Below are 15,277 nucleotides of genomic sequence, written 5' to 3'. Positions count from 1 at the left end.
CGAGAGTCAGCACTGATGACACGTCACCATAATTTCTGTGCCGGCCCAGCGGCACTTCCCGCCCCGGTCCTGGAGCGCGCTCGCGACGAGATGCTCGACTATCAGGGCCGTGGACTTTCCGTCATGGAAATGAGCCATCGTAGTCCCGAGTTCACGGCCATCGCCGAAGGCGCGGAAGCCACGCTGCGGTCGTTGCTCGAGGTGCCCGATAACTACAGGGTGCTTTTTCTGCAGGGGGGAGCCTCGACCCAGTTCGCCATGCTGCCTTACAACCTGCTGGGTAATGGCGGAACCCCCAATTACCTTTATACGGGTATCTGGGGCAAGAAGGCGATTGCCGAAGCCAAGCATTTGGGGGGAGCACATATCGCCGCGTCCAGCGAGGCCAATGGGCTGACTGCCGTCCCGCGGCCAAGCGATATTGCCCTGTCCAGCGATGCTGCGTATCTGCACTATACCGACAACGAGACGATCGGTGGACTGGCCTTCGACTATGTTCCCGAATGTCTCGCGCCGCTGTGTTGCGATATGTCTTCGTCGATCCTGTCTGCGCCGTTGGACGTGTCGCGTTTCGGGGTGATCTATGCCGGTGCACAGAAGAACATCGGCCCGGCAGGACTGACACTGGTCATCGTGAACGACGATCTGCTCGATCGTGCACGTAAGGACACGCCGACCATGTTCAACTACCGGGTCATGGCCGAACACGGCTCGATGTACAACACCCCGCCGACCTATGCCTGGTATCTTGCCGGCCTGGTATTCGAGTGGCTGCGTGATGACATTGGCGGCCTGGAGGCCATGAACGCCATCAATGAACGCAAGGCGGCCAAGCTTTACGGCGCCATCGACGCCAGCAATTTCTATAGCAATCCCATCGAGCCGATCAATCGTTCGCGAATGAACGTGCCCTTCGTGCTGGCCGACGATTCGCTCAATGACGTTTTCCTGAATGAGGCCGACGCGGCCGGTCTGCTCAATCTCAAGGGGCATCGTAGCGTGGGCGGTATGCGCGCCAGTCTTTACAATGCGGTGCCGGAAGCGTCAGTGGATGCGCTCGTGAGTTTCATGCAGGATTTCGAGCAACGTCGCGGGTGATGTGGGCTGGACGTGCTGAGTGAGAGGAACTGAACAATGAGCGAATCCCCGGTCAATCTCGACGAGTTGCGCAATCGCATCGATGCCATCGACAGCGAGATCCTGCGACTGATCAGCGAGCGCGCCATGTGCGCCCAGACCGTTGCCCAGGTGAAGACCGCCGACGATCCTCAGGCGGTGTTCTACCGTCCCGAGCGGGAGGCTCAGGTGTTACGGCGTATCATGGCGCTGAATACCGGGCCGTTGGACTCCGAAGAGATGGCGCGACTGTTTCGCGAAATCATGTCCGCCTGTCTGGCCCTCGAACAACCGGTCAAGGTGTCCTATCTGGGGCCGGAGGGCACGTTTACCCAGCAGGCTGCGTTGAAGCACTTCGGTGAAAGCGCCAGGAGCTTGCCGATGGCAGCCATCGATGAGGTGTTCCGCGAGGTCGAGGCGGGGGCTGTCAACTATGGCGTGGTCCCGGTAGAAAACTCGACCGAAGGAGTGGTCAACCATACGCTGGATTCGTTCATGGATTCGTCCATGAAGATCTGCGGCGAAGTGGTGCTGCGCATCCACCATCATCTGCTGGTGTCGTCCACCACGCGACAGGACAAGATCTCGCGCATCTATTCTCATCCCCAGTCGTTCGCGCAATGCCGCAAGTGGCTCGATGCGCATTATCCCCACGCCGAACGCGTACCGGTATCGTCCAATGCCGAGGCTGCGCGCCTGGTCAAGACCGAGTGGCACAGTGCCGCGATCGCTGGCGACATGGCTGCCAAGCTGTATGGACTCGACAGGATCGCCGAGAAAATCGAGGACCGCCCGGACAACTCCACGCGATTCCTGATCATCGGCCATGAGAGCGTGCCGATGTCCGGCGACGACAAGACCTCGCTGGTGGTTGCCATGCGCAACCAGCCGGGTGCCCTGCATGACCTACTCGAACCGTTCCATCGTCATCAGATCGATATGACGCGTCTCGAGACGCGCCCGTCGCGTACCGGCGCTTGGAATTACGTATTCTTCATCGACTTCAAAGGGCACGTCGATCAGCCGGAGGTGGCTGCCATGCTCGAAGAGGTCCGTATGCGTTCTGCCGAGGTGAAGGTGCTGGGGTCTTATCCCCAGGGCGTACTTTAATATGCTTGATCGACGCAGCGTATCCGCCGCGGTGGCGGTAAGCGAATCGTGCATACTGGTAGTCGGCTTGGGATTGATCGGTGGGTCGTTGGCTGCCGGTCTGAAAGCGGCGGGCTATGCGGGAAAAATCGTAGCCTGCGATCGCGATCCGGCCGAGATCGAGCAAGGCATTGCCTTGGGTGTCATCGACGATGGCGGGACCGAACTGGCAACCTTGGTACCGGGCAGCTCACTGATCGTGTTGGCTGTGCCGGTGATGGCCATGGAGCCGGTCATGGCCGAGCTGGCGCCGTTACTCGACGATCAGGTGATCACCGATGTCGGCAGCACAAAACTGGCGATTCAGCAGGCGGCCGAGCGAGTCTTTGGCCGGTTGCCGTCGCGTTTCGTGCTTGGCCATCCTATCGCCGGCTCCGAGAAGAGTGGGGTGGCGGCTTCCAATCCTGCGCTGTACTGCCGCCACAAGGTGATTCTGACTCCCCGGTTCGATACCGATCCGGCGGCATTGGCGCGGGTCCGGTTGCTGTGGCAGGCCTGCGGCGCCGAGGTGTTGGAAATGGACGTGGCGCGTCATGACCAGGTGCTGGCGCGGACTAGCCATTTGCCCCATCTGCTGGCGTTCTCGCTAGTGGACACCCTGGCGCGCCAGGACGAGCGGCTCGATATCTTCCGCTACGCCGCGGGCGGGTTTCGCGATTTCACTCGCATTGCCGGTAGCGATCCGGTGATGTGGCGTGACATCTTCACGGCCAATCGCGAGGCCGTGTTGGATGCCCTGGACGATTTCGAGGTCGGTGTCGCGAGGCTTCGGCAGGCCGTTATGAAAGGCGATGGCGATGCCATGCTGGGCATCTTCGACCGGGCCAGCCATGCCCGGCATTACTTCGATACCCTTTTGAATCAGACGAGATATCAGGCGATGGAACAACGCAACGTCCGCTACCGTGTCAGCCCCGGCGGCAATGTCACTGGCACGATTCGCGTCCCGGGCGACAAGTCGATCTCGCACCGGTCGATCATGCTCGGTGCCCTGTCCGAAGGAGTGACCCAGGTCCAGGGCTTTCTCGAAGGCGAGGATAGCCTGGCCACGCTGCAGGCTTTCCGGGAAATGGGAGTCGTCATCGAGGGCCCGCATCAGGGGCGCGTGACGATTCACGGTGTCGGCATGCATGGCCTGAAAAAACCGGCCGGCCCTTTATACGTCGGCAATGCCGGTACCGCGATGCGCTTGTTTGCCGGCCTGCTTGCCGGTCAGGCATTCGATACCGAGCTGACCGGCGATGTCTCGCTGACCAAGCGCCCCATGGGGCGCGTTGCCGATCCGCTGCGTCTGATGGGCGCCATCATCGAAACGGCCGAAGGTGGTCGACCGCCGTTGAAGATCAAGGGCGGACAGACGCTCAAGGGCATAGATTACGATATGCCCATGGCCAGCGCCCAGGTGAAGTCCTGTCTACTGCTGGCGGGCATGTATGCCGAGGGCGAGACGCGTGTACGCGAGCCGGCGCCGACCCGCGATCACACCGAGCGCATGCTCAACGGCTTTGGCTATCCGGTCACCCGCGAAGGCGACGTGGCCTGGCTGCAAGGCGGTGGGCATCTTACGGCAGCCCCCATCGATGTGCCGTCGGATATCTCTTCGGCGACGTTCTTCCTGGTGGCCGCTGCGATCACGCCTGGGGCCGATCTGACGCTCGAGCATGTTGGCATCAACCCGACGCGCATCGGGGTCATCAACATACTCAAGGCCATGGGGGCCAACCTCGAGCTGTTCGACGAGGACGAAGTGGGTGGCGAGCCGGTGGCCAACATCCGGGTGCGCTATGCGCCGCTCCGGGGTATCGATGTTCCGGTCGACCAGGTACCGTTGGCCATCGACGAATTCCCCGCGCTGTTCATTGCCGCGGCCAACGCCAGTGGCACGACCCGCCTGCGGGGAGCCGAGGAACTCCGCGTGAAGGAGTCCGACCGGTTGCAGTCCATGGCCGATGGTCTGTCCACTCTCGGGGTCGAAAATAGCCTTTACGAAGACGGCATCGATATCGTCGGTAACGGCGACGACAAGCCCAGCTATGGGGGTGGGCATATCGACAGTCATGGCGATCACCGTATCGCCATGGCATTCACCATTGCTGGCTTGCGCGCCAGTGACGACATCGTTGTCGATGACTGCGCCAATGTGGCGACGTCATTCCCCGGCTTTGTCGATCTGGCGCGCCGGGTCGGACTGACTCTGGAGGAGGTGGATGCATGAACTCCCCGCATCAGGCGGCGGTGCTGACCATCGATGGGCCCGGCGGTGCCGGCAAGGGAACGATCAGCCGGCTCATTGCCGAGCGTCTGGGATGGCATCTGCTTGATTCCGGTGCCCTGTATCGTCTGACCGCGCATGCCGCCGCCAAGCACGGCGTCATGCTCGATGACGAGCCGGCGTTGGCTCGTTTGGCGGAAACGCTGGACGTGACGTTCCTGGCCGAGGATGGCACCACCCGGATCATGCTCGAAGGCGAGGATGTCGGCACGGCCATCCGCACCGAAGCCGCCGGGGAAAGAGCGTCTCAGGTCGCTGCCTTGCCCGCGGTACGTCAGGCGCTATTGGCGCGTCAACGCGACTTCCGCCAGGCTCCGGGGCTGGTCGCCGACGGGAGAGACATGGGGACCGTGGTCTTTCCCGATGCACCGCTCAAAATATTCCTTACCGCGTCGGCTGAAGAGCGTGCCCGCCGGCGTTTCCTTCAGTTGCAGGAGGCTGGCGAAAGTGCTAGTCTATCGAGTCTTTTGAAAGAGATTCAAGCTCGGGACGCGCGCGATATGCAGCGCGCCGTGGCGCCGCTCAAACCGGCAGACGATGCCGTAGAGTTGGACACCACCGAGCTGACGATACCGGATGTGGTGGATCACATACAGAGACTTCTCGCTGATCAAGGCTTTATTCCTTCGGCCTGAGTCCAGTGAGACAGACGCTTCCGGGACCCCCGGCAAGATGTGAAGACGTGGTTCGGCAACTGACTGAGAGCCGGGCCAGGTCAAACCAGCGCTAACATCCCCGGGGACTTGTGCAGTAGGCCCGTACTTGCTGGTGGTGCGGAGAAGGCGACAACCGCCATTAACGTTGATCACGTAGGATGCTCATGAGCGAAAGCTTTGCTGAATTGTTTGAACAGTCTCTCCAGGACATCAACATGGAACCCGGTGCCATCGTCATGGCGACCGTGGTGGACATCGATGGTGACTGGATTACCGTTAACGCCGGCCTGAAGTCCGAAGGGCAGATTCCCGCTGCTCAGTTCAAGGACGACAATGGCGAACTGACCATTGGCGTTGGCGATGAAGTCAAGGTTGCCCTGGAAGCCGTCGAAGACGGTTTCGGCGAAACCCGTCTGTCCCGCGAGAAGGCCAAGCGTGCCGAAGCGTGGAAAGAGCTGGAAGCAGCCTTCGAGAAGGACGAGATCGTCAAGGGCGTGATCAACGGCAAGGTCAAGGGCGGTTTCACTGTCGACGTGGCATCCATCCGCGCCTTCCTGCCGGGTTCCCTGGTCGATGTGCGTCCGGTTCGCGACACTGCGCACCTGGAAAACAAAGAGCTCGACTTCAAGGTCATCAAGCTCGATCCCAAGCGTAACAACGTCGTGGTTTCCCGGCGTGCCGTTCTCGAAGCCGAGAACAGCGCCGAGCGCGAAGCTCTGCTCGCGACCCTGCAGGAAGGTCAGCAGATCACCGGTATCGTCAAGAACCTTACCGATTACGGTGCGTTCGTCGATCTGGGCGGCGTCGATGGCCTGCTGCACATCACCGACATGGCCTGGAAGCGCATCAAGCATCCCTCCGAGATCGTTGCCGTTGGCGATGAGATCAATGTCAAGGTGCTCAAGTTCGACCGCGAGCGCAATCGCGTATCGCTGGGCCTGAAGCAGCTGGGCGAGGATCCGTGGGTCAACATCAAGGATCGCTACCCGGAAGGCACCAAGGTCAACGCCCGCGTCACCAACCTTACCGACTACGGCTGCTTCGCCGAGCTGGAAGAGGGTGTCGAGGGTCTGGTCCACGTGTCCGAAATGGACTGGACCAACAAGAACATCCACCCGTCCAAGGTCGTTCAGGTCGGTGACGACGTGGAAGTCATGGTACTGGACATCGACGAGGAACGTCGTCGTATCTCCCTGGGTATCAAGCAGTGCACCACTAACCCGTGGGAAGACTTCAACGCGCGCTACAACAAGGGCGATCGCGTTTCCGGTACCATCAAGTCGATCACCGATTTCGGTATCTTCATCGGCCTGGAAGGCGGTATTGACGGCCTGGTTCATCTGTCCGACATTTCCTGGACCGAGACCGGCGAAGAAGCCGTTCGTCAGTTCAAGAAGGGCGACGAAGCCGAAGCCGTCATCCTGTCCATCGATCCCGAGCGTGAGCGTATCTCGCTGGGCATCAAGCAGCTCGAGACCGATCCGGTTTCCGAGTTCCTGGCAGTGAACGACAAGGGCGCTATCGTCACGGGCCGTGTGGTCGAAGTCGACGCCAAGGAAGCCCAGGTCGAGCTGGCGACCGATGTCATCGCCGTGCTGAAGGCTTCCGAAATCAGCGCCGATCGTGTCGAAGATGCGCGTAACGTGCTGAACGAAGGCGACAGCGTTGAAGCGCGTATCATCGGTGTGGATCGCAAGAACCGCGCCATCAGCCTGTCCATCAAGGCGAAGGATCAGGCCGACACGCGTCGCAACATGAACCGCTTGCGCGATCAGGAAAGCGAGGCCGGTGCCGGTGGCCCGACCACTATCGGCGATCTGATCAAGCAGCAGATGGGTCAGGACTGATTTTCATCCCTCGGAGTCCTTTCTCCGAGGGAAGATCGGTCAATAGACGCCTGAGCCGCGGCCTCCCTTTGGGAGGCCGCGGTTTTTTATGTGCTGAGTGCTGGCATTTGGGCCGGGCATACTATTACTGATCGTTTCCCTCGCCGCGATGTGTCGGGCCTGTCTGCTGTTCAATGGCATTCAGAAGGCCGCGCAGGATCGAAAGCTCCTTGCGTGTTGGCTGGGCCCGTGTAAATAGCGCATGCAGATGATCCTCCGTTCGCGCATGTGGCTGGGTGAGAAAACCGCTGCTCTCCATCACGCGGTGAAGATGGTCGTAAAATTGACTCATCTGTTGCTGAGTGGGTAGCGGCGTACTTCGTGGTGAGTTTGTGTTGAAGCCGCTGTCCGGTCGTCGACGCCAGGCACGAAAAACTTCATGTGCCAGGACTTGGACCGCCTGGGAGAGATTGAGTACGCCATAGTCTGGATTGGCAGGGATGCTCACTTGATGAGTGCAGCAACGTATCTCATCGTTGGTCAGACCGAAACGTTCGCGTCCAAAGACCATGGCTACCGGAGCGTCGCTGGCATGTGTCACGACTTCACGAGCCATGACGTCGGGCTCATCGTAGTGAGGAAGAGGCATGTTGCGCAGACGTGCACTGGCACCTACGACCTGTACGCAATCGGCTACGGCTTCTTCCAGCGTATCGACCACGCGAGCGTTATCGATGACATCTTCGGCGCCGGCGGCCAATCGACTGGCCTCTTCGTCAGGGAAGCAGCGCGGATTGACCAGTGTCAGTTGATTCAAGCCCATGGTTTTCATGGCGCGGGCGCTGGCCCCGATATTGCCGGGGTGAAAGGTCTGAACGAGGACGATGCGGATGTTATCGAGCATGGAAAAAGTCGTGAGTGGAATGAAGGCTTAGTTTACGTGAGGTGCGTCGGCTGCGGGAGTCCGTTGGCTTTCGTACATGCTGAAGCGCACGATAGACGAACATGAAAAAGCCCCGCCAATTCAATTGGCGAGGCTCGGTACTAGCTAAGCTAGCGGGGCCGGGTCGGCTTACATCATGCCGCCCATGCCACCCATGCCGCCCATGTCCGGAGCGGCTTCTTTCTCGTCCGGGTCTTCAGCGATCATCGCTTCGGTGGTGATCATCAGGCCAGCCACGGAACCGGCAGACTGCAGGGCAGTACGGGTCACCTTGGCCGGGTCGAGAACACCCATTTCGAACAGGTCGCCATACTCACCGGTCTGGGCGTTATAGCCGAAGTTACCTTCGCCGTCCTTGACCCGGTTGAGAATGACGGAAGCTTCTTCGCCGGCGTTGGTGACGATCTGACGCAGCGGAGATTCCATGGCACGGATCGCAATGGCGATACCGTGAGTCTGGTCTTCGTTGTCGCCCTTGAGATCCTGGATCTTGGACAGGATGCGCACCAGGGCGGTGCCGCCACCAGGCACCACGCCTTCTTCGACGGCTGCACGAGTGGAGTGCAGGGCGTCTTCGACGCGCGCCTTCTTCTCTTTCATCTCGACTTCGGTCGCGGCACCCACACGGATGACGGCAACACCGCCGGCCAGCTTGGCGACACGCTCCTGCAGCTTCTCGCGGTCGTAGTCGGAAGAAGTGTCTTCGATCTGGGCGCGGATCTGGCTGACGCGCGCTTCGATATCGCCTTCGGCACCGGCACCATCGATGATGGTGGTGTTTTCCTTGGACATGGTGATGCGCTTGGCGCTACCCAGATGGTCCAGGTTGGCCTGCTCGAGGGTCAGACCGACTTCTTCGGAAATCACGGTACCGCCGGTCAGGATGGCGATATCCTGCAGCATGGCCTTGCGACGGTCACCGAAGCCGGGTGCCTTGGCAGCCGCAACCTTGACGATGCCGCGCATGTTGTTGACGACCAGAGTCGCCAGCGCTTCGCCTTCGATGTCTTCGGAGATGATCACCAGCGGCTTGCCAGCCTTGGCGACGGATTCCAGCACCGGCAGCAATTCGCGAATGTTGGAGATCTTCTTGTCGACCAACAGCAGCAGGGCGTCTTCCAGTTCGACGGCCATGGTGTCTTGGTTGGTCACGAAGTAGGGTGACAGGTAACCGCGGTCGAACTGCATGCCTTCGACGACTTCCAGCTCGTCTTCGAAACCACGGCCTTCATCGACGGTGATAACGCCTTCCTTGCCGACCTTTTCCATCGCTTCGGCGATGATCTGGCCAATGCGGGCGTCGCCGTTGGCAGAGATGGTGCCGACCTGAGCGATGGCCTTGGAATCGGTGCAAGGCACGGAGAGCTGCTCGATCTCCTTGACGGCGGCGATGATGGCCTGATCGATGCCACGCTTCAGGTCCATCGGGTTCATGCCTGCAGTCACGCCCTTGAGGCCTTCGTTGACGATGGACTGGGCCAGAACGGTTGCGGTGGTGGTACCGTCACCCGCTACGTCAGAGGTCTTGGAAGCGACTTCCTTGACCATTTGCGCACCCATGTTCTCGAACTTGTCCTTGAGCTCGATTTCCTTGGCGACGGAAACGCCGTCCTTGGTGACGGTCGGGGCGCCGTAGGACTTCTCGAGAACGACGTTGCGGCCTTTCGGGCCCAAGGTGGCTTTTACAGCGTCGGCGAGGACGTTGACACCACGTGCCATGCGCTTGCGAGCGTCATCTGAGAACTTGATCTGTTTCGCTGCCATTTTCTTTGCTTCCTGAAGTCAGTGCGATAAACGATAAATGGAATAAAGGACCGGGTCTGAACCCGCGATTAGCCTTCAACCACGGCGAGAATGTCTGATTCGCTCATGATCAGAACTTCTTCGCCATCGATTTTCTGCTTTTCGACGCCGAAGCCTTCCTTGAAGATGACGGTATCGCCGACCTTGACGTCCAGCGGACGTACTTCACCGTTATCGAGAATCCGGCCGTTACCGACGGCGAGGATTTCGCCACGAGTCGGCTTTTCCTGGGCGTTGCCCGGGAGCACGATTCCGCCAGCGGTTTTCTGTTCTTCTTCAACGCGACGGACGACGACGCGATCGTGCAAGGGACGGATGTTCATTGCTCACGTTCTCCTGATAGTTGCATGACTCGAAATGCATGATCCCTGTCGAGCAAAGCTCAAGGGGTGGGAAGCCGAAGCTACCCGCTGTTATTGATCAAACGGCCAGGCCATCTGATCGAATCCGTTACTGATCCCCTTAGTGGGGTCGGGGGAATACCTTTCAAGGGCGCTAATGAAAAAAAATTCAATAGCGCGGCTCGTCCTTGGAGATGAAGTCGCCTTCCAGGGGCGTGCCCTGATCTTGACTTTCATCGTGGCGCGTCTGGTCTAGCGTATCGTTATCCCGGCGGGTCTGTTGCGACCACCCCTCGCTGCCTCGCGTATAGCTTGTCGCCGTGAAGCTTTGGACACGAAAAGGTAGACGTGACAATAGCTTGCCCAGGAATCGGCGTGACGTGGGTAACAGGCACATGAAACCCAGGGCATCGGAGAGAAATCCGGGGGCCATGAGCAGGGCGCCACCAAATATCAGCGCTGCGCCGGTCATAAGCTCACTGGAGGGGATTTCACCTTGAGCGAGGCGTTGCTGAGCTCGCTGGAACGTGGCCAGCCCCTCGCGGCGCACCAGGTGCAGGCCCAGGAAGCCGGTGCCCAAAATGAGCAGCAAGGTCATTAGCAGGCCAATCTGGGCGCCAACTGAAAACAGAATGACGAAATCCAGCAGGGCAAACAGGGTAAAGGCAAAGAGAATCGGCATAGTTGCTCCGGATCACGTGACTTATCTGAAAATGGTGGCGGATCGATGGATTGCAAGTCCAGTCGGGGTTCTTCCGCCTAAGGCCAATAGCGATGGCGGTCGTGGCATGCTATGTTCAGCATGTTGCAGTGCACAATGAATGCAAGGATCCGGAGGTTAACCATGCAGCTAGAAGGAGCAGTGATCGCCATCACCGGTGGGGCGCGTGGCCTGGGGCTGGCCATGGCCAAGACGCTCGGCGAGCGGGGCGCACGCATCGCGCTGATCGACATGCAGGGAGATGCACTGGATGTCGCGGTCAACACCCTAAAGGATGCCGGCATCGAAGCGCAGGCCTTTATCGCCAATGTCGCCGATGAAACGTCGGTGGCCGAGACCTTTGCAGAGATACGCACTCGCATGGGCGTTCTATGCGGCCTGGTCAACAATGCTGGGGTTACCCGCGACGGGTTGTTGGTCAAGGCCAAGGAGGGGCGTGTCGAAAGCCGAATGTCCCTAGAACAGTGGCAGCAGGTCATTGACGTCAATCTGACTGGGGTGTTCCTGTGCGGGCGTGAGGCGGCCGGCCACATGATCGAAGCGGGCCATGAGGGCGTGATCGTCAACATATCCAGTGTTTCCCGGGCGGGAAACATGGGCCAGAGTAACTATGCCGCCACGAAGGCCGGCGTAGCTGCCCTGACCGTGACCTGGGCCAAGGAACTGGCACGCTACGGCATTCGCGTCGGTGCGGTGGCTCCCGGGTTCATCGAGACGGAAATGACGGCATCGATGCGACCCGAAATCCTCGAGAAGATCACCAAGGGCATTCCGCTGGGGCGGTTAGGCCAGCCCGAAGATATCGCCGATAGTGTGCGTTATATTTTTGAAAACGCCTATTTCAGCGGTCGGGTCATCGAGTGTGATGGCGCACTGCGGATCTAGATGGGATGGAGTGGCAGGCACCGTGCATCGGCTGGGGAGATACATGTGCCTGCCTGTCCAATGCCGGGTGACCCTTAGGTCCCGGCCTGTGCACGCAGACCATCGACAGTGGCAGCGCCAACACCGCTAACGCGATCGAGTTCGTCGACACTGGCGAAGGGGCCATTGGCGGTGCGGTCTTCTACGATGGCCTGTGCCTTGGCGGCACCGATACCGGGCAGTTGTGCCAAGGTTTCGGCATCGGCGGTGTTGATGTTAACGGTAGACGTGGCGTCCTGAGCCATGGCCAGCGAGGCGCTGCCTAGCAGCAGGCTGAAGACGATTGCCTTGAGCAAGCTTTTCATATCGCATCCTTCTTCTTCTGATGGCAAGGTTGTTGCCGGTCCTACCCTAATCCGCAGGCATGATTGTGAAATAGCGAATTTGTCGGTGAATGGCGTAAGCCATTGACTCGACGTGACGACGTTATCGCTTGCAACTGCAGTCTGGCTCATGCCGGGTGATGGATGACGCTGGTATACTGGCGGCGAATATCGTTCCGGAGTCGCCATGTCTTCCCCAACTTCCCCTCTGATCATCGCGCTGGACTACGCGTCGCTGGATGCTGCCCTATGCATGGCGGATCGCCTCGATCCGCGCCGTTGTCGTGTCAAGGTCGGCAAGGAACTCTTTACACGCAGTGGGCCCGACATTCTCGAAGCGCTTCATGGGCGGGGGTTCGAGGTTTTTCTGGACCTCAAGTTTCATGACATACCCAATACCGTAGCCAGTGCCGTCCAGGCAGCGGCAGAGCAGGGCGTGTGGATGGTCAATGTGCATGCCTCGGGGGGGCGCCGCATGATGACGGCTGCGCGTGAACGCCTGGAGCGACACAACCTCGATACGCGCCTGATCGCCGTGACGGTGCTGACCAGCATGGAACGAAGCGATTTGGCCGAGCTCGGGCAGGATATCGAGCCGATGGCGCAGGTGGAGCGGCTGGCATCGCTGGCACTCGCGAGCGGCATGGATGGCGTGGTGTGTTCGGCACGAGAGTCCGCCCGCTTGCGCGAGATTTGCGGCGATGCTTTTCTCAAGGTGACGCCCGGCATCCGCCCGGCGTCATCCGAGGCCGGAGATCAACGCAGAGTCATGACGCCGGCCGCGGCGATGACTGCGGGCAGTACGCATCTGGTCGTTGGGCGTCCGGTCACCCAGGCGGACGATCCCATGTCGGCATTGTCGGCCATCGAGCAGGAACTGGCTATTCCCCCTCAAGGCCAGTGATTGGCTTGGTCGTGCCCCAGTGACGGCAGCTGGGGCATTGCCAGTGCAACTGGCCACCCGAGAAGCCACAGCGCTGACAGCGAAAACGTGGGCGGATTTCGAGCAGTTTGGCGGTGTGTTGCTTGAGCAGGACGATGCGTTCGCGTTGTGGCGTGGCCGTGGCATCCAGTAACGACAGATCCATCAGATAGTCGATACCGCGCAGGCTCGGGGTGCTGGCCAGCTGCTCGCTGACCAGCCGAGTCGCGGCCTCGATCCCCTCACGGCGTTCGAGGAGTTGGGCCAGCATGATGACGGCGCTGATGTGTGGCGTGGTCGCAATCGACTGGCGCAGATAGTGTTCCAGGTCGCGTTCGCCTCCCAATTTCAGCAGAGCGTCGCGTAGCGGCTCGAGAATCACCGGAGTGAAGTCGCGATCCTGTTCGGGAATGCGCTTGAGAAAACGGACTTCCGACTTGTAGTGGCCAGTCTCCTGCTCGAGTCGAGCCAACAGCCAGTTGGCCCTGACACAGCTATCGTCAATGGAAAGCGCTTGTCGCAACCGTTTGCGTGCCATTGCGGGGCTGGCCGACTGCATGTCCCGCTGGGCCAGTTCGCAGAGCCAATGTGCCGCCGCCCGACGAACGTCCGGATCCTGGCGCACCATTTGCGGCAAGGCCACGTCCAACGCCTGGTGCCATTCGCGCTCACGTTCGAACAAGTCCACCAGCAGGCGCCGGGCCGCCTGACGTATGGCATCGTCGCCGGTTTCCCGCAACACTTGCTGAAGAAGGCGTTCGGAGCGGTCGAGTAGCCCCAAATGCAGAAAATCCCGAGCCAGTTCCAATTGAACCCGATCGCTCTGGGCGTGGGTCAGTGAGGGCCTGGCCAGTAGATTCTGGTGAATCTTGACGGCACGGTCAGCCTCTCCGCGTGAACGGAACAGGTTGCCCAAGGCGATATGGGTTTCGATGGTATCGCTATTGACTTCGAGTGCCTGGACGAAGGTCTCTATGGCACGGTCGGGCTGCTCGTTGAGCAGATAATTGAGGCCCACGAAATAGTCGCGGGACAGGCTGGCTTGCTGCTGCGACTGGCGACGTGACTTAACCGCTTCGCGACGTCCAAGCCACCAGCCAATAGCGATTGCCGCCAACAGCAGGGCCAGCAGCAGCAGGTCAGGCATTTAGGGAATTTCCTTGAACTCCTGAATGCGGAGGCGGTCGAGTTCCTTGCGCTGCTGTTGGTTGTGGCGTTGGGCGCGGGTCAGCAGCGTGCGCAGTCGCAGGTAAACGCCAGTCATTGCCAGCATACCCAATACGACGCCGCAGGCCAGGGCTATGAGTAGCCAGAGCGATAGCGAGGCCGGAGGCAGTTCGGCCCAGATCAGGTTCAGTGGAAGCGCTTGCTGATTGTTAACGGCGAAGAGAATGCCTAGCAGCAAGACTACCAGCAGAATGACGGCCAGCAGCAGCCCTTTGAGCCAACGCATAGCAATATCCTTTTTGAATTCGGTCTCGTCCGGGAGGGTCAATAGCCCAGCGCACGGCTGGAGTTGACCTGTTCCCGCAGTTCCTTGCCTGGCTTGAAGTGTGGCACGTATTTGCCATCGAGATCGACCGGGTCACCGGTTTTGGGATTGCGGCCCAGGCGCGGTTCGCGGTAGTGCAGCGAAAAGCTGCCGAAGCCACGTATCTCGACACGCCCACCATCGGCCAGGGCATCCGTAATATCGTCGAGTATGATGCGTACCGCTGCCTCGACTTCCTTGATGGACAGCTCGGGCTGTCGCATGGCGATCTGTTCGATCAACTCTGACTTGGTCATCGATATCTCCGTGCGGCATGGCCTGCCCAGCAGGCGGCATGTGTTGTTGTTTTGTCCAGCATACTGCGTAAACCGTGAGAAAACAACGCACTAGCCAGGCAACGAAAGCGGGTCTCTGAGAGTGGTGCCGTTGCGGCAATATCGTACCCCGAAAGGCTCGGGTATACTTTCGCCACATTCATCCGAGACACAAGGGGCCCCTGGTGAGCGAAGATACCACCCTCAAGCGCCTGTACTGGCATTCCCGGCGTGGCATGTGGGAGCTCGACCTGTTGTTGTTGCCTTTCTTGAAGCATCGCTATCCCGACCTGGACGAGGCCGATCAGGCGGCGTATCGCGCCTTGATCGAAGAGGAAGATCAGGATTTGTTCATCTGGTTGATGCGTCGCGAATGGCCCGGCGACGACATGCTGCGCCGTATCGTAAAGATGATCGTTGAATATGCCGAATCAACCGGTAACGATCAATATCGTACCCTCTGATTGGCAACGAC

Annotated in this window: 16 protein-coding genes; 8 read left to right on the top strand and 8 right to left on the bottom strand. The window is 59.9% G+C overall.

Annotated elements, in window-relative coordinates; all coding sequences use genetic code 11:
* The first annotated feature begins 15 nt into the window (after positions 1–15).
* From serC to rpsA, 5 genes are all read left to right on the top strand, one after another.
* Positions 16–1,098: a 3-phosphoserine/phosphohydroxythreonine transaminase gene (gene serC / locus MHM84_RS03940; protein ID WP_239262676.1), complete on the top strand. Its 1,083-nt coding sequence runs from the start codon at positions 16–18 to the stop codon at positions 1,096–1,098.
* A gap of 36 nt (positions 1,099–1,134) precedes the next feature.
* Complete coding sequence (gene pheA, locus MHM84_RS03935) at positions 1,135–2,226, top strand: prephenate dehydratase (RefSeq protein WP_239262673.1); 1,092 nt, start codon at positions 1,135–1,137, stop codon at positions 2,224–2,226.
* A 1-nt stretch (position 2,227) separates the two neighbouring features.
* Entirely contained in the window at positions 2,228–4,480 is a 2,253-nt protein-coding gene (locus MHM84_RS03930) for a bifunctional prephenate dehydrogenase/3-phosphoshikimate 1-carboxyvinyltransferase (RefSeq protein WP_239262671.1), read from the top strand.
* Positions 4,477–5,172 (top strand): (d)CMP kinase, encoded by a 696-nt coding sequence (gene cmk, locus MHM84_RS03925; protein WP_239262669.1) that lies wholly within the window; start codon positions 4,477–4,479, stop codon positions 5,170–5,172. The genes MHM84_RS03930 and cmk overlap by 4 nt, the downstream gene beginning before the upstream one ends.
* Before the next feature lie 185 nt (positions 5,173–5,357).
* Positions 5,358–7,040, top strand: coding sequence for a 30S ribosomal protein S1 (rpsA, locus tag MHM84_RS03920; RefSeq protein ID WP_239262667.1), 1,683 nt, complete (start codon positions 5,358–5,360; stop codon positions 7,038–7,040).
* Between the two features lie 124 nt (positions 7,041–7,164).
* Here the strand turns inward: rpsA and MHM84_RS03915 are convergent, their stop codons facing one another.
* The 4 genes from MHM84_RS03915 to MHM84_RS03900 all read right to left on the bottom strand — a co-directional run bounded on the left by MHM84_RS03915 (position 7,165) and on the right by MHM84_RS03900 (position 10,788).
* Positions 7,165–7,923, bottom strand: a complete 759-nt coding sequence (locus tag MHM84_RS03915; RefSeq protein ID WP_239262665.1) for an RNA methyltransferase — start codon at positions 7,921–7,923, stop codon at positions 7,165–7,167.
* Between the two features lie 168 nt (positions 7,924–8,091).
* A complete protein-coding gene (gene groL / locus MHM84_RS03910) occupies positions 8,092–9,726 on the bottom strand; it encodes a chaperonin GroEL (protein WP_239262663.1) in 1,635 nt (544 codons plus the stop codon).
* A 68-nt stretch (positions 9,727–9,794) separates the two neighbouring features.
* Entirely contained in the window at positions 9,795–10,088 is a 294-nt protein-coding gene (locus MHM84_RS03905; protein ID WP_019018228.1) for a co-chaperone GroES, read from the bottom strand.
* A gap of 187 nt (positions 10,089–10,275) precedes the next feature.
* Positions 10,276–10,788, bottom strand: coding sequence for an FxsA family protein (locus tag MHM84_RS03900; RefSeq protein WP_239262661.1), 513 nt, complete (start codon positions 10,786–10,788; stop codon positions 10,276–10,278).
* A 162-nt stretch (positions 10,789–10,950) separates the two neighbouring features.
* Here MHM84_RS03900 and MHM84_RS03895 point away from each other — a divergent pair, with 162 nt between their 5' ends.
* Entirely contained in the window at positions 10,951–11,712 is a 762-nt protein-coding gene (locus MHM84_RS03895) for an SDR family oxidoreductase (RefSeq protein ID WP_239262659.1), read from the top strand.
* Between the two features lie 74 nt (positions 11,713–11,786).
* On the opposite strand, the gene MHM84_RS03890 is transcribed toward MHM84_RS03895, so the two are convergent.
* Positions 11,787–12,056, bottom strand: a complete 270-nt coding sequence (locus MHM84_RS03890; RefSeq protein WP_239262656.1) for a ComEA family DNA-binding protein — start codon at positions 12,054–12,056, stop codon at positions 11,787–11,789.
* A gap of 205 nt (positions 12,057–12,261) precedes the next feature.
* On the opposite strand from MHM84_RS03890, the gene pyrF reads away from it, so the two are divergent.
* Entirely contained in the window at positions 12,262–12,978 is a 717-nt protein-coding gene (gene pyrF / locus MHM84_RS03885; protein WP_239262635.1) for an orotidine-5'-phosphate decarboxylase, read from the top strand.
* Here the strand turns inward: pyrF and lapB are convergent.
* From lapB to MHM84_RS03870, 3 genes are read right to left on the bottom strand one after another with little or no spacing between them, the layout of a single operon-like run.
* Positions 12,956–14,143 (bottom strand): lipopolysaccharide assembly protein LapB, encoded by a 1,188-nt coding sequence (lapB, locus tag MHM84_RS03880; RefSeq protein WP_239262630.1) that lies wholly within the window; start codon positions 14,141–14,143, stop codon positions 12,956–12,958. The two genes, pyrF and lapB, sit on opposite strands and share 23 nt — an antisense overlap.
* Positions 14,144–14,449, bottom strand: coding sequence for a LapA family protein (locus MHM84_RS03875; protein ID WP_239262627.1), 306 nt, complete (start codon positions 14,447–14,449; stop codon positions 14,144–14,146).
* A 38-nt stretch (positions 14,450–14,487) separates the two neighbouring features.
* Complete coding sequence (locus MHM84_RS03870; protein WP_239262625.1) at positions 14,488–14,784, bottom strand: integration host factor subunit beta; 297 nt, start codon at positions 14,782–14,784, stop codon at positions 14,488–14,490.
* A gap of 203 nt (positions 14,785–14,987) precedes the next feature.
* Here MHM84_RS03870 and MHM84_RS03865 point away from each other — a divergent pair, with 203 nt between their 5' ends.
* A complete protein-coding gene (locus tag MHM84_RS03865; RefSeq protein WP_239262623.1) occupies positions 14,988–15,266 on the top strand; it encodes a succinate dehydrogenase assembly factor 2 in 279 nt (92 codons plus the stop codon).
* Positions 15,267–15,277 lie beyond the last annotated feature (11 nt).

The organism is Halomonas sp. McH1-25 (assembly GCF_022348165.1).
Classification (GTDB): domain Bacteria; phylum Pseudomonadota; class Gammaproteobacteria; order Pseudomonadales; family Halomonadaceae; genus Modicisalibacter.
Note: the sequence above shows the minus strand (reverse complement) of the source record. Positions and strands in the feature narration are given on the sequence as shown.

Bases quoted from the DNA above. Each gene is read 5' to 3' on its own strand.
- rpsA (WP_239262667.1), top strand. From the start codon at position 5,358: ATGAGCGAAAGCTTTGCTGAATTGTTTGAACAGTCTCTCCAGGACATC.
- MHM84_RS03890 (WP_239262656.1), bottom strand. From the start codon at position 12,056: ATGAAAAGCTTGCTCAAGGCAATCGTCTTCAGCCTGCTGCTAGGCAGC.
- pheA (WP_239262673.1), top strand. From the start codon at position 1,135: ATGAGCGAATCCCCGGTCAATCTCGACGAGTTGCGCAATCGCATCGAT.
- MHM84_RS03875 (WP_239262627.1), bottom strand. From the start codon at position 14,449: ATGCGTTGGCTCAAAGGGCTGCTGCTGGCCGTCATTCTGCTGGTAGTC.
- pyrF (WP_239262635.1), top strand. From the start codon at position 12,262: ATGTCTTCCCCAACTTCCCCTCTGATCATCGCGCTGGACTACGCGTCG.
- MHM84_RS03895 (WP_239262659.1), top strand. From the start codon at position 10,951: ATGCAGCTAGAAGGAGCAGTGATCGCCATCACCGGTGGGGCGCGTGGC.
- lapB (WP_239262630.1), bottom strand. From the start codon at position 14,143: ATGCCTGACCTGCTGCTGCTGGCCCTGCTGTTGGCGGCAATCGCTATT.
- MHM84_RS03915 (WP_239262665.1), bottom strand. From the start codon at position 7,923: ATGCTCGATAACATCCGCATCGTCCTCGTTCAGACCTTTCACCCCGGC.
- groL (WP_239262663.1), bottom strand. From the start codon at position 9,726: ATGGCAGCGAAACAGATCAAGTTCTCAGATGACGCTCGCAAGCGCATG.
- MHM84_RS03900 (WP_239262661.1), bottom strand. From the start codon at position 10,788: ATGCCGATTCTCTTTGCCTTTACCCTGTTTGCCCTGCTGGATTTCGTC.
- MHM84_RS03870 (WP_239262625.1), bottom strand. From the start codon at position 14,784: ATGACCAAGTCAGAGTTGATCGAACAGATCGCCATGCGACAGCCCGAG.
- MHM84_RS03930 (WP_239262671.1), top strand. From the start codon at position 2,228: ATGCTTGATCGACGCAGCGTATCCGCCGCGGTGGCGGTAAGCGAATCG.
- cmk (WP_239262669.1), top strand. From the start codon at position 4,477: ATGAACTCCCCGCATCAGGCGGCGGTGCTGACCATCGATGGGCCCGGC.
- MHM84_RS03905 (WP_019018228.1), bottom strand. From the start codon at position 10,088: ATGAACATCCGTCCCTTGCACGATCGCGTCGTCGTCCGTCGCGTTGAA.
- serC (WP_239262676.1), top strand. From the start codon at position 16: ATGACACGTCACCATAATTTCTGTGCCGGCCCAGCGGCACTTCCCGCC.